The 26179-nt window shown below is 72.2% G+C and carries 20 protein-coding genes and 1 pseudogene; 16 read left to right on the forward strand and 5 right to left on the reverse strand.

Going from position 1 to position 26179, the window contains the following annotated elements; genetic code table 11:
• Nucleotides 1-4: 4 nt before the first annotated feature.
• The 7 genes from KME78_RS44850 (at nt 5) to KME78_RS44875 (ending at nt 12701) form a co-directional block, all read left to right on the forward strand.
• Nucleotides 5-940: an ABC transporter permease gene (locus tag KME78_RS44850; protein WP_219536056.1), complete on the forward strand. Its 936-nt coding sequence runs from the start codon at nt 5-7 to the stop codon at nt 938-940.
• Nucleotides 940-1935, forward strand: coding sequence for an ABC transporter permease (locus tag KME78_RS44855; protein ID WP_219536057.1), 996 nt, complete (start codon nt 940-942; stop codon nt 1933-1935). The genes KME78_RS44850 and KME78_RS44855 overlap by 1 nt, the downstream gene beginning before the upstream one ends.
• Nucleotides 1932-2753, forward strand: a complete 822-nt coding sequence (locus KME78_RS67565; RefSeq protein ID WP_308127369.1) for an ABC transporter ATP-binding protein — start codon at nt 1932-1934, stop codon at nt 2751-2753. Before KME78_RS44855 ends, KME78_RS67565 begins: the two co-directional genes overlap by 4 nt.
• On the forward strand, nt 2750-3574 hold the full coding sequence (locus tag KME78_RS67570) for an ATP-binding cassette domain-containing protein (RefSeq protein ID WP_308127370.1): 825 nt from the start codon (nt 2750-2752) through the stop codon (nt 3572-3574). Before KME78_RS67565 ends, KME78_RS67570 begins: the two co-directional genes overlap by 4 nt.
• Entirely contained in the window at nt 3571-4851 is a 1281-nt protein-coding gene (locus tag KME78_RS44865; protein WP_246653308.1) for an alpha/beta fold hydrolase, read from the forward strand. The genes KME78_RS67570 and KME78_RS44865 overlap by 4 nt, the downstream gene beginning before the upstream one ends.
• Complete coding sequence (locus KME78_RS67575; RefSeq protein WP_219536058.1) at nt 4844-6169, forward strand: aminopeptidase P family protein; 1326 nt, start codon at nt 4844-4846, stop codon at nt 6167-6169. Before KME78_RS44865 ends, KME78_RS67575 begins: the two co-directional genes overlap by 8 nt.
• Before the next feature lie 88 nt (nt 6170-6257).
• On the forward strand, nt 6258-12701 hold the full coding sequence (locus KME78_RS44875) for a tetratricopeptide repeat protein (RefSeq protein WP_219536059.1): 6444 nt from the start codon (nt 6258-6260) through the stop codon (nt 12699-12701).
• A 10-nt stretch (nt 12702-12711) separates the two neighbouring features.
• Here KME78_RS44875 and KME78_RS44880 read toward each other — a convergent pair whose 3' ends face one another.
• From KME78_RS44880 to KME78_RS44895, 4 genes are read right to left on the reverse strand one after another with little or no spacing between them, the layout of a single operon-like run.
• Complete coding sequence (locus KME78_RS44880) at nt 12712-14349, reverse strand: RecQ family ATP-dependent DNA helicase (protein ID WP_219536060.1); 1638 nt, start codon at nt 14347-14349, stop codon at nt 12712-12714.
• 51 nt (nt 14350-14400) lie between these two features.
• Complete coding sequence (locus tag KME78_RS44885) at nt 14401-14817, reverse strand: DUF6221 family protein (protein WP_219536061.1); 417 nt, start codon at nt 14815-14817, stop codon at nt 14401-14403.
• Complete coding sequence (locus KME78_RS44890; RefSeq protein WP_219536062.1) at nt 14814-15224, reverse strand: YchJ family protein; 411 nt, start codon at nt 15222-15224, stop codon at nt 14814-14816. The genes KME78_RS44885 and KME78_RS44890 overlap by 4 nt, the downstream gene beginning before the upstream one ends.
• 21 nt (nt 15225-15245) lie before the next feature.
• Nucleotides 15246-15935: a sulfotransferase family protein gene (locus KME78_RS44895; protein ID WP_219536063.1), complete on the reverse strand. Its 690-nt coding sequence runs from the start codon at nt 15933-15935 to the stop codon at nt 15246-15248.
• A gap of 112 nt (nt 15936-16047) precedes the next feature.
• On the opposite strand from KME78_RS44895, the gene KME78_RS44900 reads away from it, so the two are divergent.
• From KME78_RS44900 to KME78_RS68245, 9 genes and pseudogenes are all read left to right on the forward strand, one after another.
• Nucleotides 16048-17556 (forward strand): class I adenylate-forming enzyme family protein, encoded by a 1509-nt coding sequence (locus KME78_RS44900; RefSeq protein ID WP_219536064.1) that lies wholly within the window; start codon nt 16048-16050, stop codon nt 17554-17556.
• A gap of 70 nt (nt 17557-17626) precedes the next feature.
• Nucleotides 17627-19195: an NAD(P)-binding domain-containing protein gene (locus KME78_RS44905; RefSeq protein ID WP_219536065.1), complete on the forward strand. Its 1569-nt coding sequence runs from the start codon at nt 17627-17629 to the stop codon at nt 19193-19195.
• Complete coding sequence (locus tag KME78_RS44910; RefSeq protein WP_246653359.1) at nt 19195-20232, forward strand: alpha-hydroxy acid oxidase; 1038 nt, start codon at nt 19195-19197, stop codon at nt 20230-20232. Before KME78_RS44905 ends, KME78_RS44910 begins: the two co-directional genes overlap by 1 nt.
• Complete coding sequence (locus tag KME78_RS44915) at nt 20226-21587, forward strand: cytochrome P450 (RefSeq protein ID WP_219536067.1); 1362 nt, start codon at nt 20226-20228, stop codon at nt 21585-21587. Before KME78_RS44910 ends, KME78_RS44915 begins: the two co-directional genes overlap by 7 nt.
• Nucleotides 21588-21615: 28 nt before the next feature.
• Nucleotides 21616-22938, forward strand: a complete 1323-nt coding sequence (locus KME78_RS44920) for a cation:proton antiporter (RefSeq protein WP_219536068.1) — start codon at nt 21616-21618, stop codon at nt 22936-22938.
• Between the two features lie 72 nt (nt 22939-23010).
• Nucleotides 23011-23700 carry a response regulator transcription factor gene (locus KME78_RS44925; RefSeq protein ID WP_308127372.1) on the forward strand — a complete coding sequence of 230 codons (690 nt, stop codon included), beginning with the start codon at nt 23011-23013 and terminating at the stop codon, nt 23698-23700.
• Nucleotides 23697-24977, forward strand: a complete 1281-nt coding sequence (locus tag KME78_RS44930; protein WP_219536070.1) for a sensor histidine kinase — start codon at nt 23697-23699, stop codon at nt 24975-24977. The genes KME78_RS44925 and KME78_RS44930 overlap by 4 nt, the downstream gene beginning before the upstream one ends.
• A gap of 128 nt (nt 24978-25105) precedes the next feature.
• A complete protein-coding gene (locus tag KME78_RS68240; protein ID WP_372455086.1) occupies nt 25106-25417 on the forward strand; it encodes a DUF6879 family protein in 312 nt (103 codons plus the stop codon).
• A pseudogene (locus KME78_RS68245) lies at nt 25353-25517 on the forward strand (DUF6879 family protein); the annotation flags it as partial. The gene KME78_RS68240 and the pseudogene KME78_RS68245, both read left to right, overlap by 65 nt.
• A gap of 177 nt (nt 25518-25694) precedes the next feature.
• On the opposite strand, the gene KME78_RS44935 reads toward KME78_RS68245, so the two are convergent.
• Nucleotides 25695-26168, reverse strand: a complete 474-nt coding sequence (locus tag KME78_RS44935) for a MarR family winged helix-turn-helix transcriptional regulator (RefSeq protein ID WP_219536071.1) — start codon at nt 26166-26168, stop codon at nt 25695-25697.
• Nucleotides 26169-26179 lie beyond the last annotated feature (11 nt).

A 26179-nucleotide genomic window follows, 5' to 3' on the forward strand; every position in this document is an offset into this window, starting at 1 on the left:
GACCATGACCACCACCACTCTCCCCCCGGCGGGCGCCCCCGTGGCGCCCGCCACCTCGGGCCGGCGGGTCGCGGGCGCGCTGCTGCACGACTGGGCCGCCGTGCTCTCCAGCGCGTTCCTCGCGCTGATCCTGCTGATGGCGATCTGCGCGCCGCTGATCTCCGCGATCACCGGTCACGGGCCGAACGACTTCGACAGCGCCGCCATCGACACCAACCTCGGCGGGCTGCCGCGCGGCTCGCTGGGCGGGATCAGCGCCGGCCACCCGCTCGGCGTCGAGCCGCAGAACGGCCGCGACATCCTGGCCCGCATCGCGTACGGCGCGCGCGTCTCGCTGCTGATCGCGGCCGCGGCCACCGTGCTCACCACCCTGCTCGGGGTGGTGCTCGGCATGCTGGCCGGCTTCTACCAGGGCTGGGTCGACCAGGTGATCTGCCGGATCATGGACTTCCTGATGGCCTTCCCCGCCCTGATCTTCATGATCGCGATCCTGTCCTCGCAGCCGTCGGGGAACCGGCCGGTGCTGCTGGTCCTGGTGATCAGCGTCTTCGGCTGGCCCTACCTGGCCCGGGTGGTGCGCGGACAGACGCTGACGCTGGTCAACAGGGAGTTCGTCGAGGCCGCCCGGGCCTCGGGCGCCTCCACGGGAGCCCTGGTGTTCAAGGAGATCCTGCCGAACCTGCGCAGCTCGCTGATCGTGATGACGACGCTGTCGGTGCCCGGCTACGTCGGCACGGAGGCGGGTCTGTCGTTCCTGGGCGTCGGCGTGACCCCGCCGACGCCGTCATGGGGGCAGATGATCTTCAGTTCGGTCGGCTGGTACGCCGTGGACCCGATGTACTTCGCGATCCCCGGCGCCTTCCTGTTCTGCACCGTGCTGTCCCTGACCGTGCTCGGCGACCGCCTGCGTGCCGCCTTCGACGCCGGGGAGGCCTCCTGATGGCCCGTTATCTGGCCGGGCGGTTCGCCGGGGTCGTGCTGATCCTGTTCCTGATCTGCCTGTTCACCTTCGTCATCTTCTTCACGCTGCAGCCGGATCCGGCGGTGATGATCTGCGGGAAGACGTGTACGCCCGAGCGGATCGACCAGATCCGCAACGTGCTCGGGCTCGACCGGCCGTTCTTCGCCCAGTTCTGGACGTTCCTGATAGGCATCTTCGCCGGGCGGGACTACGGCTCGGGAGCCAACCTCGTCCACTGCGCGGCCCCGTGCCTGGGCTACAGCTTCCAGACCAGTCAGTCGGTCTGGGAGATGGTCGTGGACCGGCTGCCGGTCAGCGCCACCGTCGCGATCGGCGCCGCGGTGCTCTGGCTGCTGGTCGGCATCGTGGCCGGGCTGGTCAGCGCGGTCAAGGAGGGCACCTGGTGGGACCGCACCGCGATGGGGCTGGCGCTCGGCGGGTCGAGCATCCCCAACTACGTGCTGGCGCTGGCGCTGCAGTACGTGCTGGTGGTGTGGCTGCAGATCCTGCCCTTCCCGTCGGCGGTCGCCTTCTCCGACGGCCCGGTGCTGTGGTTCCAGTCGTATCTGATGCCGTGGGTCGTGCTGGCCACCGGCTACGCCTGTCTGTACGCCCGGCTGACCAGGGCCAACGTGATCGACACGCTGGCCGAGAACTTCATGCGCACCGCGCGGGCCAAGGGGCTGTCCCCCGCGCTCACCCTGCGGCGGCACGCGCTGCGGCCGGCGCTCACCCCGATCGCCACCATCTTCGGCATGGACTTCGCGGCCCTGCTGGGCGGCGCCCTCATCACCGAGACGGTCTTCGGCCTCAACGGGGTCGGCAAGATGGCCGCCGACTCGATCGCCAAGAACGACCAGCCGGTGATCATGGCGGTGACGCTGCTCGCCGCGTTCTTCGTGGTGGTGGGCAATGTGGTGGTGGACATCGTTTACACCAGGTTGGACCCGAGAGTGAGGATCACCGCGAAATGAGCGACCTGCTTGTCGTGGAGGACCTCACCATCACCTTCCCCACCACGCGGGGACCGGTGGACGTGGTCAAGGACGTCTCCTTCACCGTCGGGAGCGACGAGACCGTCGGCATCGTCGGCGAGTCCGGTTCCGGCAAGTCGATGACCAGCCTCGCGATCATGGGGCTGCTGCCCCGGGGGGCCGTGACCCGGGGCAGCATCCGGCTGGACGGCACCGAGCTGCTCGGCCGGGCCGACAAGGACATGCGCCGGATCAGGGGTGACCGGGTCTCGATGGTCTTCCAGGACCCCCTGTCGTCGCTGAACCCGTACTACACCGTGGGCCTGCAGATCGAGGAGGTCTACCGGGCCCATCGGGGGCGCTCGCGCAAGGCGGCGCGCAAGGTCGCGATCGAGGCGCTGGAGCAGGTGGGCCTGCCCGATCCGGAGCGGCGGGTGGACTACTTCCCGCACCAGTTCTCCGGCGGGCAGCGGCAGCGCGTCATGATCGCGATGGCGCTGGTCTGCTCCCCCGCCCTGCTCATCGCCGACGAGCCGACCACCGCGCTCGACGTGACCGTGCAGGCGCAGATCCTGCGCCTGCTCGCCGACCTGCGGCGGCGCAGCGGCACGGGGATGGTGTTCATCACGCACGATCTCGCGGTGATCAGCTCGATCGCCACCCGCGTCCTGGTGATGCGCCGGGGCGAGCAGGTCGAGTACGGCACCGCCGAGCAGGTCTTCGCCGAGCCGCGGGACGCGTACACGCGCATGCTGCTGGAGAGCGTCCCCCGCATCGACGACTCCCCCATCGACCCCATCGACGAGGTGATGTCATGAGTGAGCCCTTGTTGTCGGCGAGCGAGCTGACCAAGCGGTTCGTCACCCGCGGGCCGCTGGGCCGCAGGAGCGAGTTCACCGCGGTCGACCGGGTCAGCTTCGACGTCCGGCTCGGCGAGACGCTGGCCGTGGTGGGCGAGTCGGGCAGCGGCAAGTCGACCACCGCCCGTATGGTGGCCCGGCTGATGGAGCCGAGCGCGGGCACCCTGACGTTCGAGGGTGAGGACGTCACCACCGCCAAGGGGCCCGCGCTGGCCCGCTATCGGGCCAATGTGCAGGTCGTCTTCCAGGACCCGTACTCCTCGCTCAACCCCCGCCACACGGTCGAGCGCATCCTGATGGCGCCGCTGGTGTACCAGGGGATCCCGCCGACCGGCGGGAAGCGGGCGCACGCCCGGGAGCTGATGGAGCGGGTCGGGCTCGACCCGGACCACTCCCAGCGCTACCCCGCGCAGTTCTCCGGCGGTCAGGCCCAGCGGATCGGCATCGCCCGCGCGCTGGCCGTGAACCCCAAGCTGGTCATCTGCGACGAGGCGGTGTCCGCCCTGGACGTCTCCGTGCAGGCCCAGGTCATCGAGCTGCTGCGGCGGCTGCAGGCGGAGAGCGGCTTCAGCTATGTCTTCATCGCCCACGACCTGGCGGTCGTCCGGCAGATCGCGCACCGGGTGGCGGTCATGAGCGAGGGCAGGATCGTCGAGCAGGGCCCGGTCGCCCAGGTCTTCGGCGACCCCCAGGATCCGTACACCCGCACGCTGCTGGCCGCCATCCCCCGCATCAATCCCGAATGGGACCGCAGGCGCCGTGAAGGGAGCCTCCGTTGACCACGTACACGATCCCCGGGATGCGGGTACGCGACCACGTCGTGCCGGTGCCGCTCGACTGGTCGGACCCCGGCGGGGACACGATCACGGTGTTCGCCCGGGAGCTGGCCGATCCGGTGCGGGCCGCCGAGGACCTGCCGTGCCTGCTGTACCTGCAGGGCGGTCCCGGCGGCAAGGGCCCGCGCCCGATCGGCACGAACGGCTGGCTCGGCCAGGCGCTCAAGACGCACCGGGTGATCCTGCTCGACCAGCGCGGCACCGGCCGCAGCTCCAGGATCGACGGGCGGGTGATCAGCGCGTTCGAGAGCGCGTCGGAGGCCGCCCTGTATCTCGCCCATTTCCGGGCCGACTCGATCGTGGCCGACGCCGAGCACCTGCGGACGACCGTCTTCGGCGGCCGTCGCTGGGAGACGCTGGGCCAGAGTTACGGCGGGTTCATCACGCTGACGTACCTGTCGCGGGCGCCGCAGGGGCTGAGCGCCTGCTACGTCACCGGCGGCCTGCCCGCCCTGGAGCCGGACGCCGCCGAGGTCTACCGGCGCACCTATCCCCGGGTCGCGGCCAAGAACGCCGAGTTCTACCGCCGCTACCCGCACCACCGCGAGACCGTGGCCCGCCTGGCCGACCGGCTGTCGGCCGGGGACGTCCTGCTGCCGGACGGCGACGTGCTCACGGTGCGGCGGCTGCAGTCGCTCGGCATCGACTTCGGCATGAAGCCGGGGTACGAGCGCATGCACTGGCTGATCGACGAGGCGCTCGACGGCGAGCACGTGACGGAGACCTTCCTGCACCAGGTGCTGGCCCGCTCCTCCTACAGCGACAACCCGCTGTTCGCCGCGCTCCAGGAGAGCATCTACGGCTCGGGGGGCGCCACCGGCTGGGCCGCCGAGCGCGAGCGCGCCCGCCACCCCGCCTTCGCGGAGTCGGCCAGACCTCTGCTGTTCACCGGGGAGATGATGTACCCCTGGATGTTCGAGGAGATCCGCGCGCTGCGCCCGTTCCGCGCGGCCGTGGAGCTGCTGGCCTCGCGGACGGACTGGCCGCCGCTCTATGACCCGCTACGACTGGCCGCCAGCGAGGTGCCGCTGGCCGCCGCCGTCTACTACGACGACATGTACGTGGATTCCGGCCTGCAACTGGACACCGCCGCCCGGATCGGCAACGCCCAGGCGTGGGTCACCAACGAGTACGAACACGACGGCCTGGGCGAGGACCGCGTCTTCGCCAGGCTGACCGGACTGGTGCGGGACCTCGGAGGAGGCATCACAGGTGACTGACGACCACAAGCCGCCGAGACTTATCGACATCCCGGCGTTCACCGACTACATCGGCAAGGGCTGGGAGATCCCCGACCGCACCCCGCCCGTCGTCCCCGGTGCCGCCGAGGCCGCCGCCGCCCATCGGTTACGGCTGGCCGCCGCGCTCCCCGGCCGGACCGTCGTGGTGGCCGCGGGCCGGGCCCCGGTACGCAGCAACGACACCTCCTACGACTTCCGCCCGGGCAGCGACTTCTACTGGCTCACCGGCTGCGTGGCGGAGGAGGCCGTGGCGGTGGTCAGGGACGGCGACGCGGTCGTGTACCTGCCCGTCCCCGCCTATCCGGGCGAGACGGGGTTCTTCGCCGACGCCGCCCGCGGCGAGCTGTGGGTGGGCGCGGCCCCCGGTCTGGGCGAGTGGTCGGCGGCGCTGGGCGTCCAGGTCAGGCCGCTGACGGACTTCGACGGCACGGTCTCCACCGATGAGGACGTCGCCAGGACGCTGGCCGAGCTGCGCATGATCAAGGACGACTGGGAGATCGGCCAGCTCCGCGAGGCCGTGGACCGGACGGTCGAGGGCTTCGCCGCCGTGCTCGCCGAGATCCCGGCCGCGATCGCCGGGGCGGGCGAGCGCTGGCTGCAGGGCACGTTCGACCGGTACGCCAGGGCGTACGGCAACGGCCCCGGCTACGCGACGATCGTGGGCAGCGGCCCGCACGCCCCGACCCTGCACTGGGTGCGCTGCGACGGCCCGGTGCTGCCGGACGCACTGCTGCTGCTGGACATGGGCGTGGAGGTACGCAGCCACTACACCGCGGACGTCACCCGCACCTTCCCCGCCTCCGGCACCTTCTCCCCCGCCCAGCGCCAGGTGCACGACCTGGTCGAACGGGCGCACCGGGCGGCACTCGCGCGGACCACCCCCGGCCACCGGTTCACCGACTTCCACCACGCCGCCATGGAGGTCATCGCGCACGGGCTGGACGACTGGGGCCTGCTGCCCGTCTCGGTGGACGAGGCGCTGTCGGAGCACGGCCAGCACCACCGCCGCTACCTGATCTGCGGCATCGGCCATCATCTCGGGCTGGATGTGCACGACTGCGCCAAGGCCGCCCCCGAGGCCTACCAAGGGGCGCTCATCGAGCCGGGCATGGTGTTCACCGTCGAGCCCGGCCTGTACTTCCACGCCCACGATCAGACCGTGCCGCCCGAGCTGCGCGGGATCGGCGTGCGCATCGAGGACGACCTTCTGGCCACGGCGGACGGCATCGAGGTGCTCTCCGCCGCGCTGCCCCTCTCCGCGAGTGGCCTGGAGAACTGGCCAAAAAACGGCGAATGATACGAAACCACAGACCCTCCGGAGTCTGATCGTGTACCTTCCATCGTTTGCACGGCAGTGATCACATTCCGGCAGTAGGGGTTAAAGCATGTCTTCGTGGCCCGAGCGGCTCGAAACGGCGATCGGCATGTGGCGGCAGGGGGACCTGGACGGCGCGGCGGCGGTGGTCCGGGAGGTCGTGGTCGCCGGCGACGCGACCGTCGCCCCCGAGGCCTCGCATCTGCTCGGCCGCCTCCTGCAGGACAGAGGTGATCTGGAAGGCGCGGGGGCGGCGCACCGTTCGGTGATCGCCTCGGGGCACCCGGTGTTCGCGCAGCGCTCCGCGATCTCCCTCGGCCTCCTGCTGGTCGACGCCGAGCAGTGGGCGCTGGCCTGCCGGCCGCTGCGGCTCGCCGCCACGGGTGCCGACGCCGACCTCTCGGTGATGGCCGAGGTCGCCCTCGTACGCGTGCTGCAGCGGCTCGGCGACCTGGACGGCGCCGCGGAGGCGCTGGCGCGGGTCAGGCGCGGCGACCACCCCGGGCTCGCCGAGCTCACGGAGGGCCTGGAGGACACGCGGTGGCCGGACGACGGCGGCGAGCGGGAACGCCAGGCCTGGGACGCGTTCGAGGCCATCACCGGGCTGCTCGACGAGGACGACGGCTCGAACGACGAGATCATCCTGACCGGCCTGAACCACATGCTCGCCCAGGGGATGCCCGAGCTCTGCTCCCAGGCGGCGTTCCGGCTGTACTCGATCTACGCCGACCGGTCGGAGTTCGAGGACTGCCGCCGCGTCATGGAGCACGCGATCGCGGTCGGCGACCCGGCCGAGCGCGGCCTGGCCGAGAAGCTGCTCGGCGCGGTCCTGTTCGACCTGGGCGAGCTCGTCGAGGCCCGGGACGCCTACCGGCGCGCGGCCGAGGATCACCGGCCGGAGATCCGGCTCGACGCGCTCATCCAGGAGTCGAAGTTCACCCGTGAGCTCGGCGACGAGGAAGGCGCCCGGGCCGTCCTGTGGCGGGTGGTCGAGTCGGGCCACCCGCGGTTCGCCCTGGAGGCGCGGGCCTGCCTGGGCCAGGTGTACTCCGAGGCCGGGGAGGTGGACGAGGCGGTCGCCTGCTGGCGGGTGGTGCTCGGCGGCGACTCGGACTTCCACCAGGGCGCCGTGGCCTGCCTGGGCCTGCTGCTGCACGGGCTGGACGCGGACGACCCGCGGCGGGCGGAGGTCGTCGCGCTGCTCGGGCAGGCGGCCGAGCTCGACGACTCCGACGTGGCCTTCCAGGCGCGGATGACGCTCGCGTACGCCGAGGGCGCCGTACGCGGCCCGGACGAGGCACTGGAGCAGGCCGTCGACGACTGCGACGCCGCGCTGGAGCTGATCCGCGCGGACGACCTCGCCCAGGCCCGCGCGCTGCTGCGCGGGGTGGTCGACGCCGACATCCCGGTCCAGTCCGCGCGTGCCTGCGCCATGCTGGCCACCCTGGAGTACGGCGAGGGGGACGTGGAGCAGGCGTACGAGCTGCTCGAGTACGTCGCGGACGGCGACGACTACGTCAACGGCTTCGCCGCCGCCGTGAACCGGCACCTCATCGCCGAGATCGGCGCCCCGCATCCGGCGCTCACCGCTGAGAGCGGCGGCGGGGCGCCGCATCCGATGCTCGCCGCCCTGGTCGGCTACCAGCGGCTCGGCCGCGAGGCCGGGATCGCGGCCTATCAGGAGTGCGCCGGGCATCCGGACCCGGCCGTGTCCGCGCTGGCCAAGAGCATGCTCGCGCAGGTGTACGTGTCGCTCGGGGTGCCGCGTTCGCAGGGGATCGAGCTGCTCGACGAGGCCGCCACGGCCGGCGATCCGCTGGCGCTCTCGCACGCGGCCGTCATCTCCTCGATCATCCGTGACGGCGACGAGGACGAAGAGGTCGTCGAGCTGCTGCGCCGCGCCCACGCGCACGGCCATCCGGCGCTGGCGCCGTGGGTGGCCCACGCGCTCGGCACCGCGCTCGAAGGCCAGGACGACGCCGACGGCGCCTTGGCCGCCTACGAGGCCGTCCGCGAGCATCCGGGCCTGGGCGCCGAGGCCGAGGCGAAGCTGCTGCACATCCTGGAGACCCGTCGCGACCTGCCCGGCGTGGCGGCCGTACACGAGCGGATCATGGCCCGCGGCGACCGGCTCCGGGCGCCGCGCAGCGCCTGGCTGCTCGGGTTCACCCGGGTCCGCATGGACGACTTCGAGGCCGCGCGCCAGGCGTTCGACCAGGTCGACACGGACCATCCGGAGCTCGCCGAGGACGGCGTGTTCGCGCGCGGGCTGCTCGGCCACGACTTCACGGGCGCCTCGGCCGTGCTGGCCGCCATCGGGGAGCGCGGTGACGACCACCGCTCGTTCATGAACACCTGGCTCGCGCTGGAGAGCGCCCATGCCTGGCAGCGCGCCGGGGACGGGACAGCCGCCGACGCCGCGCTGTCCCTGGCGATCGCCTGCGGCCACCCGGAGCGCGTCCAGGAGGCCGCGCTGTACCTCGGCGCGCTGCGCAACGACGGGGGCGACCTCGCCGGCGCCGCCGAGGCGTGGGCCGTCGCCGCCGACGGGGACAACGAGCACAACGCGATACTGGGCGCGAAGAGCCTCGGTGAGGCGCTGGCCTCGCTCGGCGACCTGGCCGGGGCCGCGACGGCCTACCGGCGGGCCCTGGACGCGCTGGACCCGGACGACGACGACTACGTCCGGCTCCTGGACGTCCTGACCGGGATACTCGTGGCCGCGGGCCGGGTGTCCGAGGCCCGGGACCTCCAGGTGTCCGCGACCGGCGACGGGCCGCACGTGCACCTGGTGATCGGCGCCGCGCTCGAAGAGGCCGGCGACCTCGACGCGGCCGGCGCCCAGTACGGGCAGGCGATCGACTCGGGGGCTGACACCGAGGTCGCCGCCACGGCGGGTGTCATGCTGGCCAGGCTGCTCGGCCGCCGGGGCGAGGCGGGACGGGCCGCCGAGGCCGCCGCACGGGCCATCGCCTCCTTCGAAGGGCTCGCCGCGGCGGGTGACGCGTCCTCCGGGGAGAACATCCCGCTCATCGCGTACGAACTCGGCGGCTACCTGGCCGAAGCCGGAGACCCCGAAGGAGCGCGCACGGCGTACGAGCGGGCCGCCACCGCCGACGACCCCTCCATCCGGCTGCCCGCCAAGGAGCGCCTCGGCACCGCGAGCCCGGACGAACTGGCCATGCTCCGCCTGCACGAGAACGACCGGGCGGGCGCGCTGGAGCTCTTCACCCAGGTGTACGGCTCACCGGAGATCGCCGAGCTGCACATCACCCTGTACGAAGGCAACCTCACAGAGGTCCGGCCCCTGCTGGAGCGCGCGCCGACCGCCCACCGGGAAGAGGCCGTCGACCTCGTCCTGCGCGCCGCGCTGAAGCGGCTGCGCGCCGACGCGGACGGCGCACGCGAGCTGTACGAGCTGGTGCTGGAGTTCGGCACGCCCGAGCAGGTGGCCATCGCCTGCGACAACTTCGGCCTCGCCTACGACCTGGCCGGAGACACCGACGCCGCCGCCGACACGCTCACGCTGGGCGCGGCCGTCGATCATCCGGCCGCCCTGAGCTGCCTGCGCCGCCTGCTCGGCGTCCTGGCGCTGCAAGGCGACGTCGACGCCCTGGAGGCGGCCGCGCGGCGCGCGGTCGGCAGCGGTGACCGCGAGACGGTCACCCTGGGCGTCTGGACGCTGGGCGACGTGGCCAAGGCCCGCGGCGACCTCGCGGGGGCGGCGGCGGGCTACCGCGAGGCCATCGAGGGCGCCGACCCGGACACCGTCCCCTACATCCGAGTCGAACTCGGCCAGACACTCCACCAGCTCGGCGACACGACGGCCGCGCACCGCGAGATGGAAGCGGTGCTGACCTGCGACAACCCCGGCCAGGTGCTGCTCGCGGGCATGCACCTGGGCACCTGGCTGGCCGAGGACGGGCGGCTCGCGGGCGCCGCCGAGGCGTTCGGCGCCGCCGCGGCCGCCGGGCTCCGCCATCCGGCTCCGGATGAGCACGCCCGCCAGGGCCACGGGATGGCCCTGAACAACCTGGCCGCCGTCGCCTACGAGGCCGCCGAGGCGGGCGACCACACCGTGGCCGTCCGCGCACTGCACCTGGGGGCCGCGGGCGGGGCGCACGAGGACGCCGTGGAGCTGGCCAAGGAGCACGCGTCGGCCGCCGCCGAGCGAGGCGACCTGGACGCCGTCCGCACGTACTACAAGGGCGCCGCCGCCTTCCCCCCGGACGGCGACCCGCGCCTGCTGATCAAGCTCGCCGAACTCCTCACCGAGCACGGCTCCCCGGCCGAGGCCCGCACGCTGCTGGAGCCGCTCACCACCGCGGACGACCCGCGCGTACGGCTGGCGGCGACCACGCACCTGCTGCCCCTGCTCAAGGAGATGGGCGAGGAGTACCTGGCCCTGGAACTCGCCGCCCGCGCCGCCGGCCACCCGTCCCCCGAGCCCGCACCAGAGACCGGACAGCCCCAGGACCCAGAGGATTCCGCACCCGAAGCCCCCCTGATCACCACCTACCCCGAACCGGACATCGTCGTCCCCGCCGGGCTGCCCGGCAGCACGGAAGCGGATGAAGGAGACGAAAGGGACGAGCTGTTCTCCATCCTGGAGGCGTACGGCGACGAGGAAGGCCCGAGCACCCTCGACTCCATGCGCTGGCTGATGCGTAACCAGTCCGGCACCCCCACCGCGGGCGCCGCGGGACGGCAGATCATCCGGGCCGCCCGCGAGAGCGTCGAGGACGACCCCGCCGAGGCGCGCGCGATGCTGGAGCTGGTCGTCGAGTACGGCGATCCGGAAGAGGTGGCCACCGCCTACGACGACCTCGGCGACATCGCCTGGTATCACGACGACGACATGGAAGCCGCCGTCGCCGCCTACCGGAAGGGCTCCGAGGTCGATCACCCGGCCGCGCTGATCCCGCTGCGCAGCCTGATGCTGGCGCAGTTGCAGGTGAAGGACTTCGACGGCGTCGCGGCGACCGCCCAGACCGCGGTGACCAGCGGCGACACGGAGACGATGGCCGCCGGCTACTGGATGTGGGGCGACGCGCGCCGGCACCGCGGCGACACCGACGCCGCCGTACGGCTGTACCGGCAGGCGATCAACCTGGGGTCCGCGGAGCTCACCCCGCGCATCCGCGTCGACCTGGCCCGTACGCTGCGCGACCGCGGTGAGGCCGAGACGGCCCGCGCCGAGCTCGGCGGCGCGGCCGACAGCGGCGACCCGGACGTACGCGCGCAGGCGGGCAACCTGCTCGGCAAGTGGGCGTTCGAGGACGGCGACCTGGCGGCCTCGGCCGAGGCGTTCGGCCGGGTGGCCGCCATCGAGGTGCGCCCGGACGACCCCGACCTGCTGTCGGAGCTGGTCGAGATGGCCGCCGACAACGTGATCGTGGTCGCCAACCGGGCCTTCACCGAGGGCGACCACCAGGTGGCGGTCCGCGCACTGGCACTGGCCGCCCGCGCGGGCGAGGCGCAGGAGGCGCTCAAGGTGGCCGGGAGGCGCGCCACCGAGCTGGGCGAGGCGGGCGACCGGGCGAACGCGGTGCTGTACATCGAGAGCGCGGTCGGCTTCCTGCCCGATCCCGACCCCGATCTGGAGATCCAGCTGGCCGACCTGTACGCCGCCGCCGGCGAGGTCGCCGAGGCGCGGGCCAGGTACGAGCGGCTGGTCGACCACCCCGACGCCCACGTACGGCTGGTCGCCGGCGGCCGGCTGGTCCCGCTGCTGCGCGTGGCGGGAGACACCGCCGGCTTGGCGGACGTCACCCAGCGCTTGACGGACGACTCCGCCGAAGCCGACCTGGACCCGGGCGCGCAGGCCCTGCTGACGAGCGTGCTGGGCCTGATGCAGAACGAGCACGGCGACAGTGAGGGCGCGCTGCGCACGTTGCGCCAGGCCGCGGAGAGTGGCGAGCCCGCCGCCCTGGTCACGCTGGGGCAGGCGCTGGTGGACGCGGGTGAGGTGGCGGAGGCCCGCGAGGTGCTGGGCCGCGTCTCCGAGGCCGACAGCAGGCTCGGCCGCCGCGCTCTGGTCCTGCTCGGCCAGACCTATCACGACGAGGACGCGGGCCGGGCCCGCGAGCTGTACCTGCGCGTCGTGGAGCTGGCGGGTGAGGCCGGCGGCATGGCGACGGTGGTCGCCAAGATGTACCTGGGGTCGCTGGCCAAGCGGGAGCGTGACTGGCCCGAGGCGCTGCGCTGGTACCAGCAGGTGATCGACTCGGGCGACGAGAACCAGGCGCCCCTGGCGGCCGCGCACCTGGGCGAGCTGGCGTACTGGCTGGGCGACCGCGGCGCGGCGGTGCGCTACTACGAGCTCACCCTGGCCACCGATACGCGCCAGCCCGACCTGGTGGGCGAGGCCGCGTACCGGCTGGGCGAGATCAAGCACGGCGACGGCGACCTGGACCTGGCCAGGAAGCACCTGCGGCGGGCGGTCGAATCGGGCGACGAAGGCTTCGCCGCCAAGGCCCGGACCCTGCTCGCCAAGCTCGGCGAGGGAGCCTGACGCACAGGGCTCAGGCGAGGCGCAGGACGTTCTCCACCGCGGCCAGGGAGAGCGTCTTGTAGCCCACCGAGTCGAACAGGACCGTGATCCGGTCCGGCTCGCGGCGCATGACCGTCCCGCGCCCCCACGCCTTGTGCTCGACCTTCGCGTGCAGCGGGAACGGCCCGTCCCCGGTCGCGATGGGCTCCGCGCCGTCCTGGCAGGTGTCGCAGGTGCCGCAGGCCGCGTCGTACGGCTCGCCGAAGTACTCCAGCAGGAAGCGGCGGCGGCACCCGGTCGTCTCCGCGTAGCCGCGCATCATGTCGATCCGCGAGTCGTCGACGCGGTGGCGGATGTCGTCGAGCTCGACCGCCCGCGCGGCGGCCTGCTCCGGCGGCGGCCCGCCGCGCGCGTAGCGCAGGTCGCCGGAGTCGGTGACCGTCACCGCCTCGGCCTGTTCCAGCAGGTTGACCAGGCTCGTCAGCTGCGAGGCGCTCACCTGCAGCAGGGCGCGCAGCTCGGTGGCGGGCACGGTGCCGCCGTGCTCCTTCACCAGGGTCGCCACCCGAAGTAACGCCTCCGCGTCGGCCCGGCCGCTGGCGAAGAAGCGGCGCAGGCCGAGATCCTCCGAGCGGTAGAACAGCACGGCCGAGGCGGGCTTGCCGTCCCGGCCGGCCCGGCCGATCTCCTGGTAGTAGGCGTCGGGCGACTCGGGCGGCGCCGCGTGCAGCACGTAGCGGACATCGGGCCGGTCGATGCCCATCCCGAACGCCGACGTGGCCACCACGGTGTCCACCTCGCCCGCCGTAAAGAGCCCGTGGACGCGGGTCCGCTCGGCCGTCCGCATCCCGGCGTGGTACGGCTCGGCGTGGCGGCCCAGCCCGGTCAGCAGCGCGGCGTACTCCTCGGCCTCGCGCCGGGTGGCGACGTAGACCAGGCCGAGCCCGCCGAGGGACGCGGCGTGCTCGGCCAGGGCCTGGCTCTTGTCGTCGTCGGTGACGAACCGGCGCACCTCCAGCCGGATGTTGGGCCGGTCGAACCCCCGCACGATCTGCACCGGGTCCTTCAGGCCGAGGGAGCGGACGATCTCCTCGCGGACGTTCGGCGCCGCCGTGGCGGTCAGCGCCACCACCGGCGGGTGCCCCAGGCGCTCGATGGCCTTGCCCAGCCGCAGGTAGTCGGGGCGGAAGTCATGTCCCCACGAGGAGACGCAGTGCGCCTCGTCGACCGCGATGAGCGACGGCTTCGCCTGGGCCAGTTGGGCGACGACGTCGGGCTTGGCGAGCTGCTCGGGAGACAGGAACACGAACTCCGCCTCCCCCGCCGTGACCTTCTCCAGCCCCGCCTTGACCGAGGAGGTGGAGTTGACCGCCACGGCCCCGCCCGCGTCGGCCTTCTGCAGGCCCAGCACCTGGTCCCGCTGCAGCGCGATGAGCGGCGAGACGACCACGGTCGGGCCGTCGCGCAGCTGCGCGGGCACCTGGTAGACCGCCGACTTGCCGGCGCCGGTCGGCATGACCAGCAGCACGTCACGCCCGTCGAGCAGGTGTTCCATCGCCTCCTGCTGGCCCGGCCGCAGGTCCTGCCAGTCGAACGTCTGCCGGGCCGTCGCCCGCAGCCGCCGTCCTCGCCGCCCGAACCTGCTGTTGAGCCTCGCCAGTAATCCCATGCACCCCTCCTGGTTGTGCGCGGCCCGTACCCGCGGGCGCGCCCGCCGAACTCAGCGCGGCGCCCATTCGGGCAGCCAGCCGGGCCGGTGGCGGTAACCGTACGCGAGGAGCCGGAGAACGTCGCAGGCCGGGCCCCTGTCACAGATCTCGCCATGGCCGTGCTCGGCGAGTAGCCGCAGCTCGGCCGCGCAGCGGGCCATCACGTCACGGGGATCGTGGCGGGCGATGTGCACGGCGTCCCTCATGGACGGGCCGTCACCGGCGTCGCCGGTGATGCAGACCGCGCCGCGGAAGGCCGACGGGTCACCGAAGCCGACGAACTCCTGCCCGTTGGTCATCGTGACGAAGTCCTCGCCGTCGTACCACTCCCTGACGGGGTCGTAGGACCACGGGCCGGGAGTCGCCGCCCCGGCCGTCGCGCTGTCGGCCTCGATCGTGGCGCGGAGCCAGGACAGCAGATCGGTCAACGCTCGGCCCCGGCGTAGGTCCAGCCACCCTCGTGCCGGACGAAGCGGCTGTGCTCTTCCATGCTTCCCGGCTCGCCGTCGTCGGTGTAGTGGGCACGGAAGCGGACGGTGCCCTCGGTGTGGAAGACGCTGCCCCCGGTGGTCCCGAGGATCTCCAGGCGGGTCCAGCGCGTCGCCCGGTCCAGGTCTAGGCGCGGCGGGCGGGCCGCCGGATGCCAGGTGCGCAGGAGATATCCGGCATCGCCGACGCTGAAGGCGCTGAACCGTGACCGCATGAGCGCCTCGGCCGTGGGCGCGGCGGCCAGGCCGCGGTGCAACCGCCCGCAGCACTCCTGGTAGGTCGCCGGCAGCCCGCACGGGCACGGGGCGGAGGCAGGTTTCGCGTCACGTCGGGGCACGCCTCTCATTCTGCCTGCTGCCGAGGACCTTCAGCGCCCGCGGAATATCAGCTGGAACTGCCGGCGCGGCCACTTGCGGCGGAACGCCACCCGCTCGTTGACCTGAGGAAAGGGCTCGTCCGGTACGGGGACCCCGAGGAACGCGCACAGCGGCCCCCAGCCCTCCCGTACGTCGAAGACCAGCAGCCGCCCGGCCGGGATCGCCGCCCGCACCTCGGCGACGTGCCGTTCGAAGACCTCCACGACGTACGCGGGGTCGTCGATGCGGCCGTCGAAGATCCGGTCCATGACGGTCGCCCTGGCCATGCGCGGGTAGAGGGCGAAGTCCGGCACCCGGCGCGCCACCAGCCACCGGATGATCCGGCGACGCACCGGCAACGGGCGGCGTTCGGCCAGGGCGCTGGCGAAGATGGTGTCGCTGACGCTGTCGTACCACCGCTGCGGGTCACGGACGGTGAGGATGACCTTCGCCTCGGGATAGTGCTCGGCCAGCTCCCGCCAGTAGGAGGCGGCGGGCCAGTCCACCGCCGACTGGAAGCCGGCGAACATCTCGTCCCAGTCGCGGGCGCGGCCCTCGCCGACGTCGAGCCACTGGCGGACCCGGAACGGCTCCGCGATGACCACGGACATGTGGTAGCAGGGGCCGTACCCCAGCATGTCCAGCGCCACCCTCAGCGACGCCGTGCCCGTCCTGCCGAAACCCGCACCGATCACCTTCACATCGCGCTCCCGTCTCTGATCGGTCTCTGATGTGCGCTGCCTAACGTCTCGGTGGGACGACAAGCCGGTTATATGACCAATAAACGATCACTGCAAGGGTGAGGAGCCGATCATGTTGTTCCCGCATCCCCTTCTCGACGCGCTGCGGGACTCGCCCGGGAGCCCGGCCTTCGAGCACGGTCCCCGGACCGTGTCGCGCGGTGAGCTGCTGGACCTGATCCGGCGGCTGGCGGGCGCGCTCGCCCAGGCCGGGCTGGGGCCCGGGCGGGGCGTCGCCGTCCGGACCGGTGTCTCACCGGAGGCGTTCGCCGCGCAGCTGGCCGCGCACGCGCTCGGCTGCCGCGTCGTGGGCGTCCGCCCCGGGTACCCGGCCGGGCAGCTCGCCCACGTGCTCGGCATGCAGGTCGACGCCCTCCTGGTCGACGGGTCGACCGCGACGCCCGGACTGCTCACGGCCGCCGGGCCGCTTCCCGTGCTCCCGTTGGAGGAACTGCTGGCCCGCCCCGACGACGGCCGGCCCCTCATCGTCACGGCCCGTCCGGACGACGTGGCCGCCCTGACCTTCACCAGCGGCAGCACCGGGCGGCCCAAGGGCTGCGCGATCACCTACCGCGCGCTGAGCGAGCATTGGGCGTGGCAGCCCCGCCGCTGGGGCCCGGTCGCGGCCGAACTCGCCGCCGCCTTCGAGCGCTACCTGCTGTTCGGCACCCTGGCCAGCATGGTCGTCCTGGAGTTCCTGGCGCCGTGCCTGCTGGGCGGCGGCACGGCGGTGATCCCCGAGGACGACGGGCGGCCCGTCTTCCCGTACGCGATCGAGCGCTACCGGATCACCGGCTCCATCATCACCGTGCCCCGGCTGTACCAGATGCTCGGCCTGCTGCGCGATGAGGCGGTGGACGTCGGCAGCCTGCGCGCGCTGATGGTCTCCGGGTCGCCGATCAGCCCGTCCCGGCTGGCCGCCGCGGCGCAGCGGCTCGGTCCGGTGATCTACCAGGGGTACGGCCAGACCGAGGCGGGCAACATCGCGATGCTCACGCCCGGCGACATCGCCCACGGCCCGGCCCGCCTGCTGGCCTCGGTCGGCCGGCCGCATCCGGGGGTCGAGATCAGCGTCTGGGACGAGGAGGACCGGGAGGTGGCCACGGGCGGGACCGGCGAGATCCACGTACGCAGCCCGTACCTGATGTCCGGCTACTGGGGTCAGCCGGAGGAGACCCGCGACACGCTGCGCGACGGCTGGCTGCGCACCCGCGACCTCGGCCACCTGGACGAGGAGGGCTACCTGTACCTGGTCGGCCGGACCCGTGATGTGATCATGGTCAACGCGATGGTGGTGTACGCGGGGCCGATCGAGCGGGTGCTGACCGGTCATCCCGACGTGGAGGAGGCGTACGTGGCCGGGGCGCCGGACGAGCTGACCGGGGAGGCCGTCCACGCCTTCGTGGTGCCGGCCGCCGGGCGCGACCCGGACCGCGACGCGCTGACCGCCCTGGTCCGCGCCGAACTCGGTGACGACAGCGTCCCCCGGACGATCACGGTGGTGTCCGCCGTCCCGGTCGCCGCGAGCGGCAAACCGGACAAGCGCGCCCTGCTGGACCGGCACGGCGGGCGGATGTTCTGAGCATTTTCTGAGAATTGCCAGCCAACACTGCTGTTGTCCGTTCAACCACATCGCTGTGACGGAGGCATCCGTGCCGGACAACGCCCTCGACTATCTGGTGATCGGCGCCGGCCCGGCCGGGCTGCAGCTGGGATATTTCCTGGAAAAGGCGGGGCGGTCGTACCTGATCCTCGAAGCCGGTCCCACGCCGGGCATGTTCTTCCGGACCTTCCCCCGCCATCGCACGCTCATCTCGATCAACAAGAAATACACCGGGACCTCCGACCCGGAGCTCAACCTCCGGATGGACTGGAACTCCCTGCTGTCGGACGACCAGGACCTGCTCTTCACCCGCTACAGCGACCGGTACTTCCCCGCCGCCGACGACATGGTCCGCTACCTCGCCGACTTCGCCGCCGCCTGGGGCCTGCGGATCGTCTACGACGCCCGCGCCGCCCACATCACCCGCGCGCCCGGCGAGGGCCCCTTCCAGGTGACCGACGAGCGCGGCCGGACGTACGAGGCGAAGCGCCTGATCGTCGCGACGGGCGTCAGCCGACCCAACATCCCGGAGATTCCGGGCATCGAGACGGCCGAGCCCTACGGCACCGCCGCCACCGACCCGTCCGGCTTCGTCAACCAGCGGGTGCTGGTCATCGGCAAGGGCAACTCGGCCTTCGAGACGGCCGACAACCTGGTCGAGACCGCCGCGGTGATCCACGTCGCGGGGCCGAACTCCGTACGGATGGCGTGGCGCACCCACTTCGTCGGGCATCTGCGCGCGGTCAACAACAACTTCCTCGACACCTACCAGCTCAAGTCCCAGAACGCGGTGCTGGACGGGTCGGTCAAGCGGATCGAGCAGCAGGCCGACGGCTCGTACCTGGTGACGGTGAGCTTCGCCCGCGCCGACGAGGTCACCAAGGACATCCCGTACGACCGGGTGATCGTCTGCACCGGTTTCCGGTTCGACGCCTCGATCTTCGATGACGGGTGCCGGCCGGAGCTGATGATCCAGGACAGGTTCCCGGCGCTCACCCCCGCCTACGAGTCGGTCAGCGTGCCCGGCCTCCACTTCGCCGGGACGCTGACGCAGTCCCGCGACTTCAAGCGCGGCACCAGCGGCTTCATCCACGGCTTCCGCTACGGCACGCGCTCGCTGCACCGCATCCTGGAGAACAGGTACCACGGCGTCCCGTGGCCGGCCCGCGAGCTCGCGGCCACCCCGGAGGCCATGGCGGCGGCGGTGCTCGAACGGGTCAACCGCTCCTCGGCGCTGTGGCAGCAGTTCGGCCTGATGGCCGACGTCATCGTCCCCGACGGCCGGGGCGGGGCGCGCTACCTGGAGGAGCTGCCGGTCGATCTGGAGGGCCCGCCGATCGGTGACGGCGGCCACTACGCGATCACGCTGGAGTACGGCCCCGAACACGACAAGGTGGACCCCTTCGACATCGCGGTCGGCCGGATCCGGCAGAGCGACTCCGCGCGCGCCCACGAGGGCCACTACCTGCACCCGGTGGTACGGCACCATCGGCCCGGCACGCCGCCCGCCGTCCACCACATCACCGAGAACCTGGAGAACGAGTGGACCTCCCCCGAGGTGCACCTCGAGCCGCTCCGGGCCTTCTTCGCCCGCCAGGCCGCCTCGGTACCGGCGTGATGGAATCCCTGGGCGAGTTCGAGGCCGCGGCCCGCTCTCGCCTCGATCCCGCCTATTACGACTACTTCGCCGGCGGGGCCGGTGACGAGGTCACGCTGCGGGCCAACGAGGCGGCCTTCGACCGGCTCGCACTGCTGCCGCGGGTGCTGCGCGGCGCCGGGAAGCTGCAGCTCGACGTCACCCTGCTGGGCAGCCACGCGGCCATGCCCGTGCTGGTGGCGCCGACCGCCTTCCACCGGCTCGCCGACCCCGAGGGCGAACGGGCCACGGCGCGCGCGGCCAGGACCGCCGAGACGATCATGATCGTCAGCATGGCGTCCACGGTCGCCGTCGAGGACGTGGCCGCGGCGGCGCCCGGGGCCGAGCTCTGGTTCCAGCTCTACATCCAGCCGGACCCGGCCTTCACCGAGACGCTCGTCCGGCGGGCCGAGGCGGCCGGTTGCAAGGCGCTGGTCGTCACGGTGGACTCCCCCACCCTGGGGGCGCGGGCCCGGGACCGGCGCAACGGCTTCCACGACCTGCCCGAGGGCATGTACTGCGAGAACCTGCGCGACGGCGCGCGGGTGCGGCCGATCGTCATGTCACCGGAGCTCTCCTGGGCACACATCGACCAGCTCAGGGACATGACGGCGCTGCCGATCGCGCTCAAGGGCGTCGCGCACCCCGCCGACGCGCGCCTGGCGCTCGACCACGGCGTCGCGGCGCTGCTGGTCTCCAACCACGGCGGGCGGCAGCTCGACACGGTCCCGGCGGCCATCGACCTGCTGCCGGACATCGTGAGCGCCGTCGGCGGAGCCATCCCCGTGCTGCTGGACGGCGGTGTCCGGCGGGGCACCGACGTGCTGAAGGCGCTGGCGCTCGGCGCCGCGGCGGTCGCGGTCGGCCGTCCGGTGATCTGGGGCCTGGCGGCGGACGGCGAGCGGGGCGCGGGCCGCGTGCTCAGCCTGCTGCGCTCGGAGGTGGAGCGGGCGCTCACGCTGTGCGGCTGCGCGTCGATCGACGAGCTCGAACCGGGGATGGTGCGACGCGCATGCTGACCCTGGTGGCCGGGGCCCTGGCCGTCATCGCCGTGCTGAGCCTGCCGTGGTGGCTGCCCGGCCGGGTCGTGGCGCTGCGGGTACGCGTCTTCAACCGGGTCAACGGGGACGAGGGCATCCCCGTGCCCGGCGACCTGGTCGGCGTCGAGCGGTTCAGGGAGGTCTACTCCCATCCGGCGGCCGGTGGCCGGAGCAAGGGCGCCGCCCTGTCGGACCTGTTCTGGTACTGGCTGGCGCCCGGCCCCGAGCTGCACCAGGAGCATCTGGAGGCGGGGGAACGGTATGACGCCGTCGCCCGGGCCACGCGCGGCATCCTGTCCCTGCCGCGTACGGAGGCTGAGGAGCTGACCCGCCGCTGCGTCGCGCGGACGCTGAGGGACGCGCGCGGGCTGGTCCGGCTGCGCGATCTGATGATGCCGCTCTGGGCGGAGTTCTCCTACGAGCTCGTCTTCGGCAGGCGGTGCCCGTGGGCGGCCCGCGACCTGATCATCGGCAACGCGAACGACGTCGTCACCGCGCTCAAGGGCTGCGGGCTGCGGCACATGGACCGGCGCGACCGGCTCACCGCGTATCTGATGGACCAGTTGCCGCGGGTGCGGCGCCCGCTGCCCGAGGGCTTGTCGGCCAGGGAGCAGGCGCTGTACCTGCAAGGGGCCTTCTTCAACACCGCGGTCGTCCAGTTGTCGGAGGCCATGGCCCACCTGCTGATGGTCCTCGCCCAGCACCCGGACGTACAGGCCAGGGCACTGACGAGCGGCCCCCGCTACCTCGACCAGGTGATCTCGGAGACGCTGCGGCTCTACCCGCTCTTCGGCGTCGCCCACCGCGTCACCACCGGCGACATCCCGCTCGACGAGCAGACGGCGATCCCGGCCGGCTCGGTGCTGTGCTTCAACTACCCGGAGTTCCACCGCGCGGGCTTCACCGACCCCGGCCGCTTCGACCCGGGCCGATTCGACCATGAACGCAGCCATCCCGACCACGCCTCGGCCCGGGAGCTCAACCACATCCCGTTCGGCGTCGCGGCCAACCGGCCCTGCCCGGCCTGGCGGCTGGCGCCGATCGCCATGCGGGTCGCGGCGGAGGAGATCCTGCGCCTGTACGCCCTGGACTCCACCGCCGCCCACACCCGGTCCCTGCCCAACCGGGGCCCGTGCCTGCTCACCCCCCGGTACGCCCCCAGGAGCGCCACCCACCGGGCGCTGCTGCTGTTCGTGCGGTTCCGTGACCGGTGGGAGGACGTCTGGCGCAGCCTCGTCCAGCTCGTCCTCGGCAGCTACATGGTCTGGGACGCGCGCCGGCAGCGGCTGTGTGAGCGCTATTTCGCGGAGGACGGCCAGCCGGTCTCCCATTGATCGTCCGGATAACGAGCGGAGAAATGGAATGCCCACGATGGCCCTGGTCGCCGCCGGTGACCCGAACCTCGAACTGATCCTCAAGGTGCTGCCCGCCCTGGTCGTCATCCTGCTGGTCGCCGGCGTCTGCGGCCGGCTGGCGCTGATGGTGATGCAGCCGCGGGTGCTCGGCGAGATGGTGGCCGGCGTCCTGCTCGGCCCCACGCTGTTCGGCTGGCTGTTCCCGGAGGCCCAGGCCGCCCTGTTCCCCAAGGAGGTCAGACCGGTCCTGTACGTGCTGAGCACCATCGGCCTGACCTTGTACATGTTCCTGGTCGGCGCCGGGCTGGACCACAGCGCGCGGTCACCGGGCGAGGTCCGCCGGGGTTCGGTCCTGGCCGCCTCGGGCATCCTCCCCTCCCTGGTCCTGGGCGCCGGCAGCGGCCTGGTCCTGTACGACCTGCTCTCCCGCCCGGACATCAGCCGGTGGGAGTTCGCCCTGTTCGTCGGCGGCGCGCTGTCGCTGACCGCCTTCCCCATGCTGGCCAGAATCCTGTACGAGCGGAAGCTGGAGAACTCCCCGCTCGGCCGGCTCACGCTGATCGCGGCCTCCATCGACGACGCCTTGGCCTGGTGCATCCTCGCCGTGCTGTCGGCGATCCACCTCGGCACCGGCTCCGGTGGCGCCCTGCGCACCATCGGCCTGTCCGCGCTGTTCGCGGTGGTGATGCTGGCAGTGGTCCGCCCGCTGCTGCGGCCCCTGGGCGCGAGCTTCGTGCGCACCGGTCAGCTCGGCCCCGGCGCCATGTACGTCGTCATCCTCGTGCCGCTCACCGCCGGCTGGCTCACCGACTGGATCGGCGTGTACGCCGTCTTCGGCGGCTTCCTCGCCGGGCTGACCATGCCCCGCGATCCGGCCTTCCGCAAGGTGCTGCACGGCCGCATGATGGACGTCGTCTCGACGCTGCTGCTGCCGGTCTTCTTCACGTTCTCGGGGCTGAACACCCATCTCAACGGCATCGCCGGTGGCACCATGCTGCTGGCGTTCGCGCTGATCCTGGCGGCGGGCTTCAGCGGGAAGTACTTCGGCTGCGCGCTGGCGATGAGGGGGATGGGGTTCGGCTGGCGCGAGTCGTACGCGGTGGGCGCGCTCATGAACGCGCGGGGGCTGATGATCCTCATCTTCATCAACATCGGCCTGGCACAGGGCATGATCACGCAGGAGCTGTTCGCCATGCTGGTGCTCGTGGCCGTGCTCACGACCGCGGGGGCCCTGCCGCTGTACAAGCTGGCGCTGCCGGAACGCCTCGAACAGGCCAGGAGAACCGAACCCGAAGAGCCACGCCCCTTGAAGGAGGCGACGTCGGCCTGATCTTCATTTCACGAAATGTCAATGCCTGTCGGGACCCTGGTAATTCTGCGGCAGTGATGCCACGGTGGGTCCGTGGCTGCGACATCGGGAACAGCCGGCTCACCCTCCCGTCGGCTGTTACTCGTCGAAGATGACCGCGAGCTCGGGGGCATGTTGGTAGACCTGTTCACCGACGAGGGATACACGGTCGACCTGGCCTTGGAGGGGCAGCGCGGCCTGCACCTGGGACTGAGCCGCGCTTACGACGCCATGATCCTCGACCGGGGCCTGCCGGTGGTCGACGGCATCGACCTGCTGCGGCGGCTGCGCCGGCAGGCCGTCACCGTGCCGGTGCTCCTGCTGACCGCCTTCGGCACGGTCGCCGACCGGGTCGCCGGGCTGGACGCGGGCGCCGAGGACTACCTGGTCAAGCCGTTCGAGATCGACGAGCTGCTGGCCAGGGTGCGCGCGCTGCACCGCAGGAACCTGGACCAGGCCGGGCTGCTGCCCGTCGGCGCGGGCCGGCTGGATCCGGCGGCCCACACCGTACGGCTGCCGACCGGCGAGGAGGTCACGCTGTCCGGCCAGGAGTGCCGGCTGCTGCACGCGCTGGCGATCCGGCCGCGGCAGGTGCACACGCGGGCCTCGCTGCGGCAGCGGGTGTTCGACGGCGCCAGCACCGACGCGATCGTGGACACCTACGTCTACTATCTGCGCGGCAAGCTGGGACCGGGCATCGTCAGCACCGTACGGGGTGTGGGCTACCGCCTGGGTGAGCTGTGAGGGGGCGGGAGGCGGCCGATCCGGAGCGACGGCTGCTGATCGGGGCCCGCCGCCGGATCACCGTACAGGTGGCGGGCGCGATCTCCTTGGTGCTCGCCCTGTTCGCAGCGGTGGTCTACGGCGTCACCGTGAACGACCAGCACGACTCCGCGCGGCGTGACCTGGCCGCCGCGACGCGGAACGGCTCCGTCACCCACCCTCCCCCCTGCGTCTGGCTGTTCGAGCTGCGCGACGGCACCGTACAGAGCTCTCCGGGGGCACCGGAGGCGCTCCCCCTGGACAGCGCGCTGTACCTGGCCGCCGGCAGCCCGCCGCAGGTCGGCCAGGTCGAGCTGGCCGGGCAGAGCTATCTCGTCCGCACCGAGCGGCACGGTGACGTGGCGGTCCAGGCGGTGATGGACCTTCGCTACCAGGCCGCCGAACGTCATCGGCTGCTCCGCACGCTCGGCGCCGCCGAACTCGCCGGGCTGCTGGCCGCGCTGCTGATCGGCCAGGTCCTCGCCCGCCGGGCGATCGCGCCGCTGGGCGAGGCCCTGGCCCGCCAGCGCAGGTTCGCCGCCGACGTCAGCCACGAGCTGCGCACCCCGCTGACCCGCCTGCACACCCGCGCCCAGCTCGTCGCCCGCCAGCTGCGGCGCGGAACCGACCAGATCCTGGTCATCGACGAGGTCGACCAGCTGGTCACCGGCACCCGGCAACTGGGCGAGGTGGTCGAGGACCTGCTGGTGTCGGCCCAGTTCAAGCAGCTGCGCCGGCCGTTCGTCCCGGTCGACCTGGCCGCGCTGGCCGAGGAGCAGGCCGTCGCCGAGGCGGCGCGCGCCGCGGCGCACGGCGTGACGATCGAAGTACGCCGCCAGGGGCTCGACGAGCCCATCGTGCGCGGGGCCCAGTCCGCGCTGCGCCGGGTGATCGCCGCGCTGCTCGACAACGCGCTCGGCCATACGAGCATGGGGGGTCATATCTGGGTGACGGTCTCCGGCGGCTCGGAGGTGGTGGAGCTCAAGGTGCGGGACGACGGCGTGGGCCTGGATCCGCACGACTCCGAGCGGCTGTTCACCCGGTTCGTGGGCCGGGGCTTCGGGCTGGGGCTGGCCCTCGTACGGGAAGTGGTGGACGGGCACGGCGGGACGATCACGGCGGACGGGCGGCCGGGCGCCGGAGCGGTGTTCACCGTCCGCCTCCCGGCGGACCCCGCCGCCCCGCACCACCCGCCGCCCAGAAGCGAGCCTGCCAACCGCTCTGACCGCTCTGACCGCGAGCCTGAGCGGCGATTTTGATCCCCGATATTCCGACTCACGAATATTCCGGATCGTATTGACCGCGAGGAATCCTCGACTTGACTTCCGAGCGAGCAGTCGGCTACAGGAGGTCACCATGAACCTGGTCAAGATCGCGGGCGGGATGACTGCCCGACCGTCTTCGCGATGCCCGACAGCGGCATGGTGGCCGTTCAGGGCTACACCGCTTCGACGGCTTCCAGACCTCGGCCTGGCGGTTGGAGACTCGCGCGGTGTACTCCATGCCGGGCGAGCAGGAGGAGTTCACCTCCTTCCTGGCCACGGGACGGCTGCACATCCCAGATGACGACGCGTGGCTGACCCGGGTGCGTGGCTTCAGGACTTCAGGATTGCGGACCTCACCGACATTTCCATCCAGGAATCCCGGATTTCGATTTCTGGATGTTCGACGAAAAGCATGTGGTTCTCATGGAGTATGACCCGAACGGCATCCAGACACGACGCGAACTACTGGACCGTCCAGACATCGCCCGTTTCATCGGATACCGGGATATAGCCATGGGCCACTCGGTACCTTTCGCTGAATATACGGGTAACGTCCTGCCCTCCGCAGTCGACGTCGAGCGCATCCTGCCGGTGGCGGCTATCAGGCCTGGCTTGACCACGTCTGGCCCGCCGCTGGATGCGCTGCTGGGGACCGCGGGCGTGGGGAGACCACGATCCGCCACCCGCATCGGTGCGGAGCATCCGCGACCGTCAACCGACACGTTCGGCGGCGGGTTCCGATCGGGAGGCCGGCGGGTGGGCGAGGGAGTCGACAAGGCGAGTCAGCAGGTCCTTGAGCAGGTCCTGTTCGCCGCTCGCGGTGAGCAGCCGGCTCATGCCGGCCTCCACCTGCCTGCTGAGCTGCCGGTGGAGTCCGCGGCCACGCGGAGTGAGGTAGGCGCGAATGCGGCGCCGGTCGATGTCGTCGACCCGGCGATAGACCAGACCGTCGTCGGCGAGCTGGTCCATGAGCTTGGTCAGGGTGCCCGGCGGGAGGAAGGCGTGCTCGGCGACCTCGGTCATGTGGTGGCCGGTGCCGTCGGCGAGCAGGGTGATCACCCGCCAGGCGTCCAGCGAGCAGCCCTCGGCGTTGAGGATGGCGGCGAGGCGCCGGCCGAGAAGCCGTTCGGCCTGCGTCAGCAGATGGATCAGATCCGGCGGCTGACGCGTACCCGGAACAGCCATGACCCTCCTTG

It is taken from the genome of Nonomuraea guangzhouensis (genome assembly GCF_019396345.1).
GTDB classification, from domain to species: Bacteria; Actinomycetota; Actinomycetes; order Streptosporangiales; family Streptosporangiaceae; genus Nonomuraea; species Nonomuraea guangzhouensis.

Bases quoted from the DNA above. Each gene is read 5' to 3' on its own strand.
- KME78_RS44935 (WP_219536071.1), bottom strand. From the start codon at position 26,168: ATGGCTGTTCCGGGTACGCGTCAGCCGCCGGATCTGATCCATCTGCTG.
- KME78_RS44915 (WP_219536067.1), top strand. From the start codon at position 20,226: ATGCTGACCCTGGTGGCCGGGGCCCTGGCCGTCATCGCCGTGCTGAGC.
- KME78_RS67565 (WP_308127369.1), top strand. From the start codon at position 1,932: ATGAGCGACCTGCTTGTCGTGGAGGACCTCACCATCACCTTCCCCACC.
- KME78_RS44900 (WP_219536064.1), top strand. From the start codon at position 16,048: ATGTTGTTCCCGCATCCCCTTCTCGACGCGCTGCGGGACTCGCCCGGG.
- KME78_RS44850 (WP_219536056.1), top strand. From the start codon at position 5: ATGACCACCACCACTCTCCCCCCGGCGGGCGCCCCCGTGGCGCCCGCC.
- KME78_RS44875 (WP_219536059.1), top strand. From the start codon at position 6,258: ATGTCTTCGTGGCCCGAGCGGCTCGAAACGGCGATCGGCATGTGGCGG.
- KME78_RS44910 (WP_246653359.1), top strand. From the start codon at position 19,195: ATGGAATCCCTGGGCGAGTTCGAGGCCGCGGCCCGCTCTCGCCTCGAT.
- KME78_RS44890 (WP_219536062.1), bottom strand. From the start codon at position 15,224: ATGAGAGGCGTGCCCCGACGTGACGCGAAACCTGCCTCCGCCCCGTGC.
- KME78_RS44880 (WP_219536060.1), bottom strand. From the start codon at position 14,349: ATGGGATTACTGGCGAGGCTCAACAGCAGGTTCGGGCGGCGAGGACGG.
- KME78_RS44920 (WP_219536068.1), top strand. From the start codon at position 21,616: ATGCCCACGATGGCCCTGGTCGCCGCCGGTGACCCGAACCTCGAACTG.
- KME78_RS44855 (WP_219536057.1), top strand. From the start codon at position 940: ATGGCCCGTTATCTGGCCGGGCGGTTCGCCGGGGTCGTGCTGATCCTG.
- KME78_RS67570 (WP_308127370.1), top strand. From the start codon at position 2,750: ATGAGTGAGCCCTTGTTGTCGGCGAGCGAGCTGACCAAGCGGTTCGTC.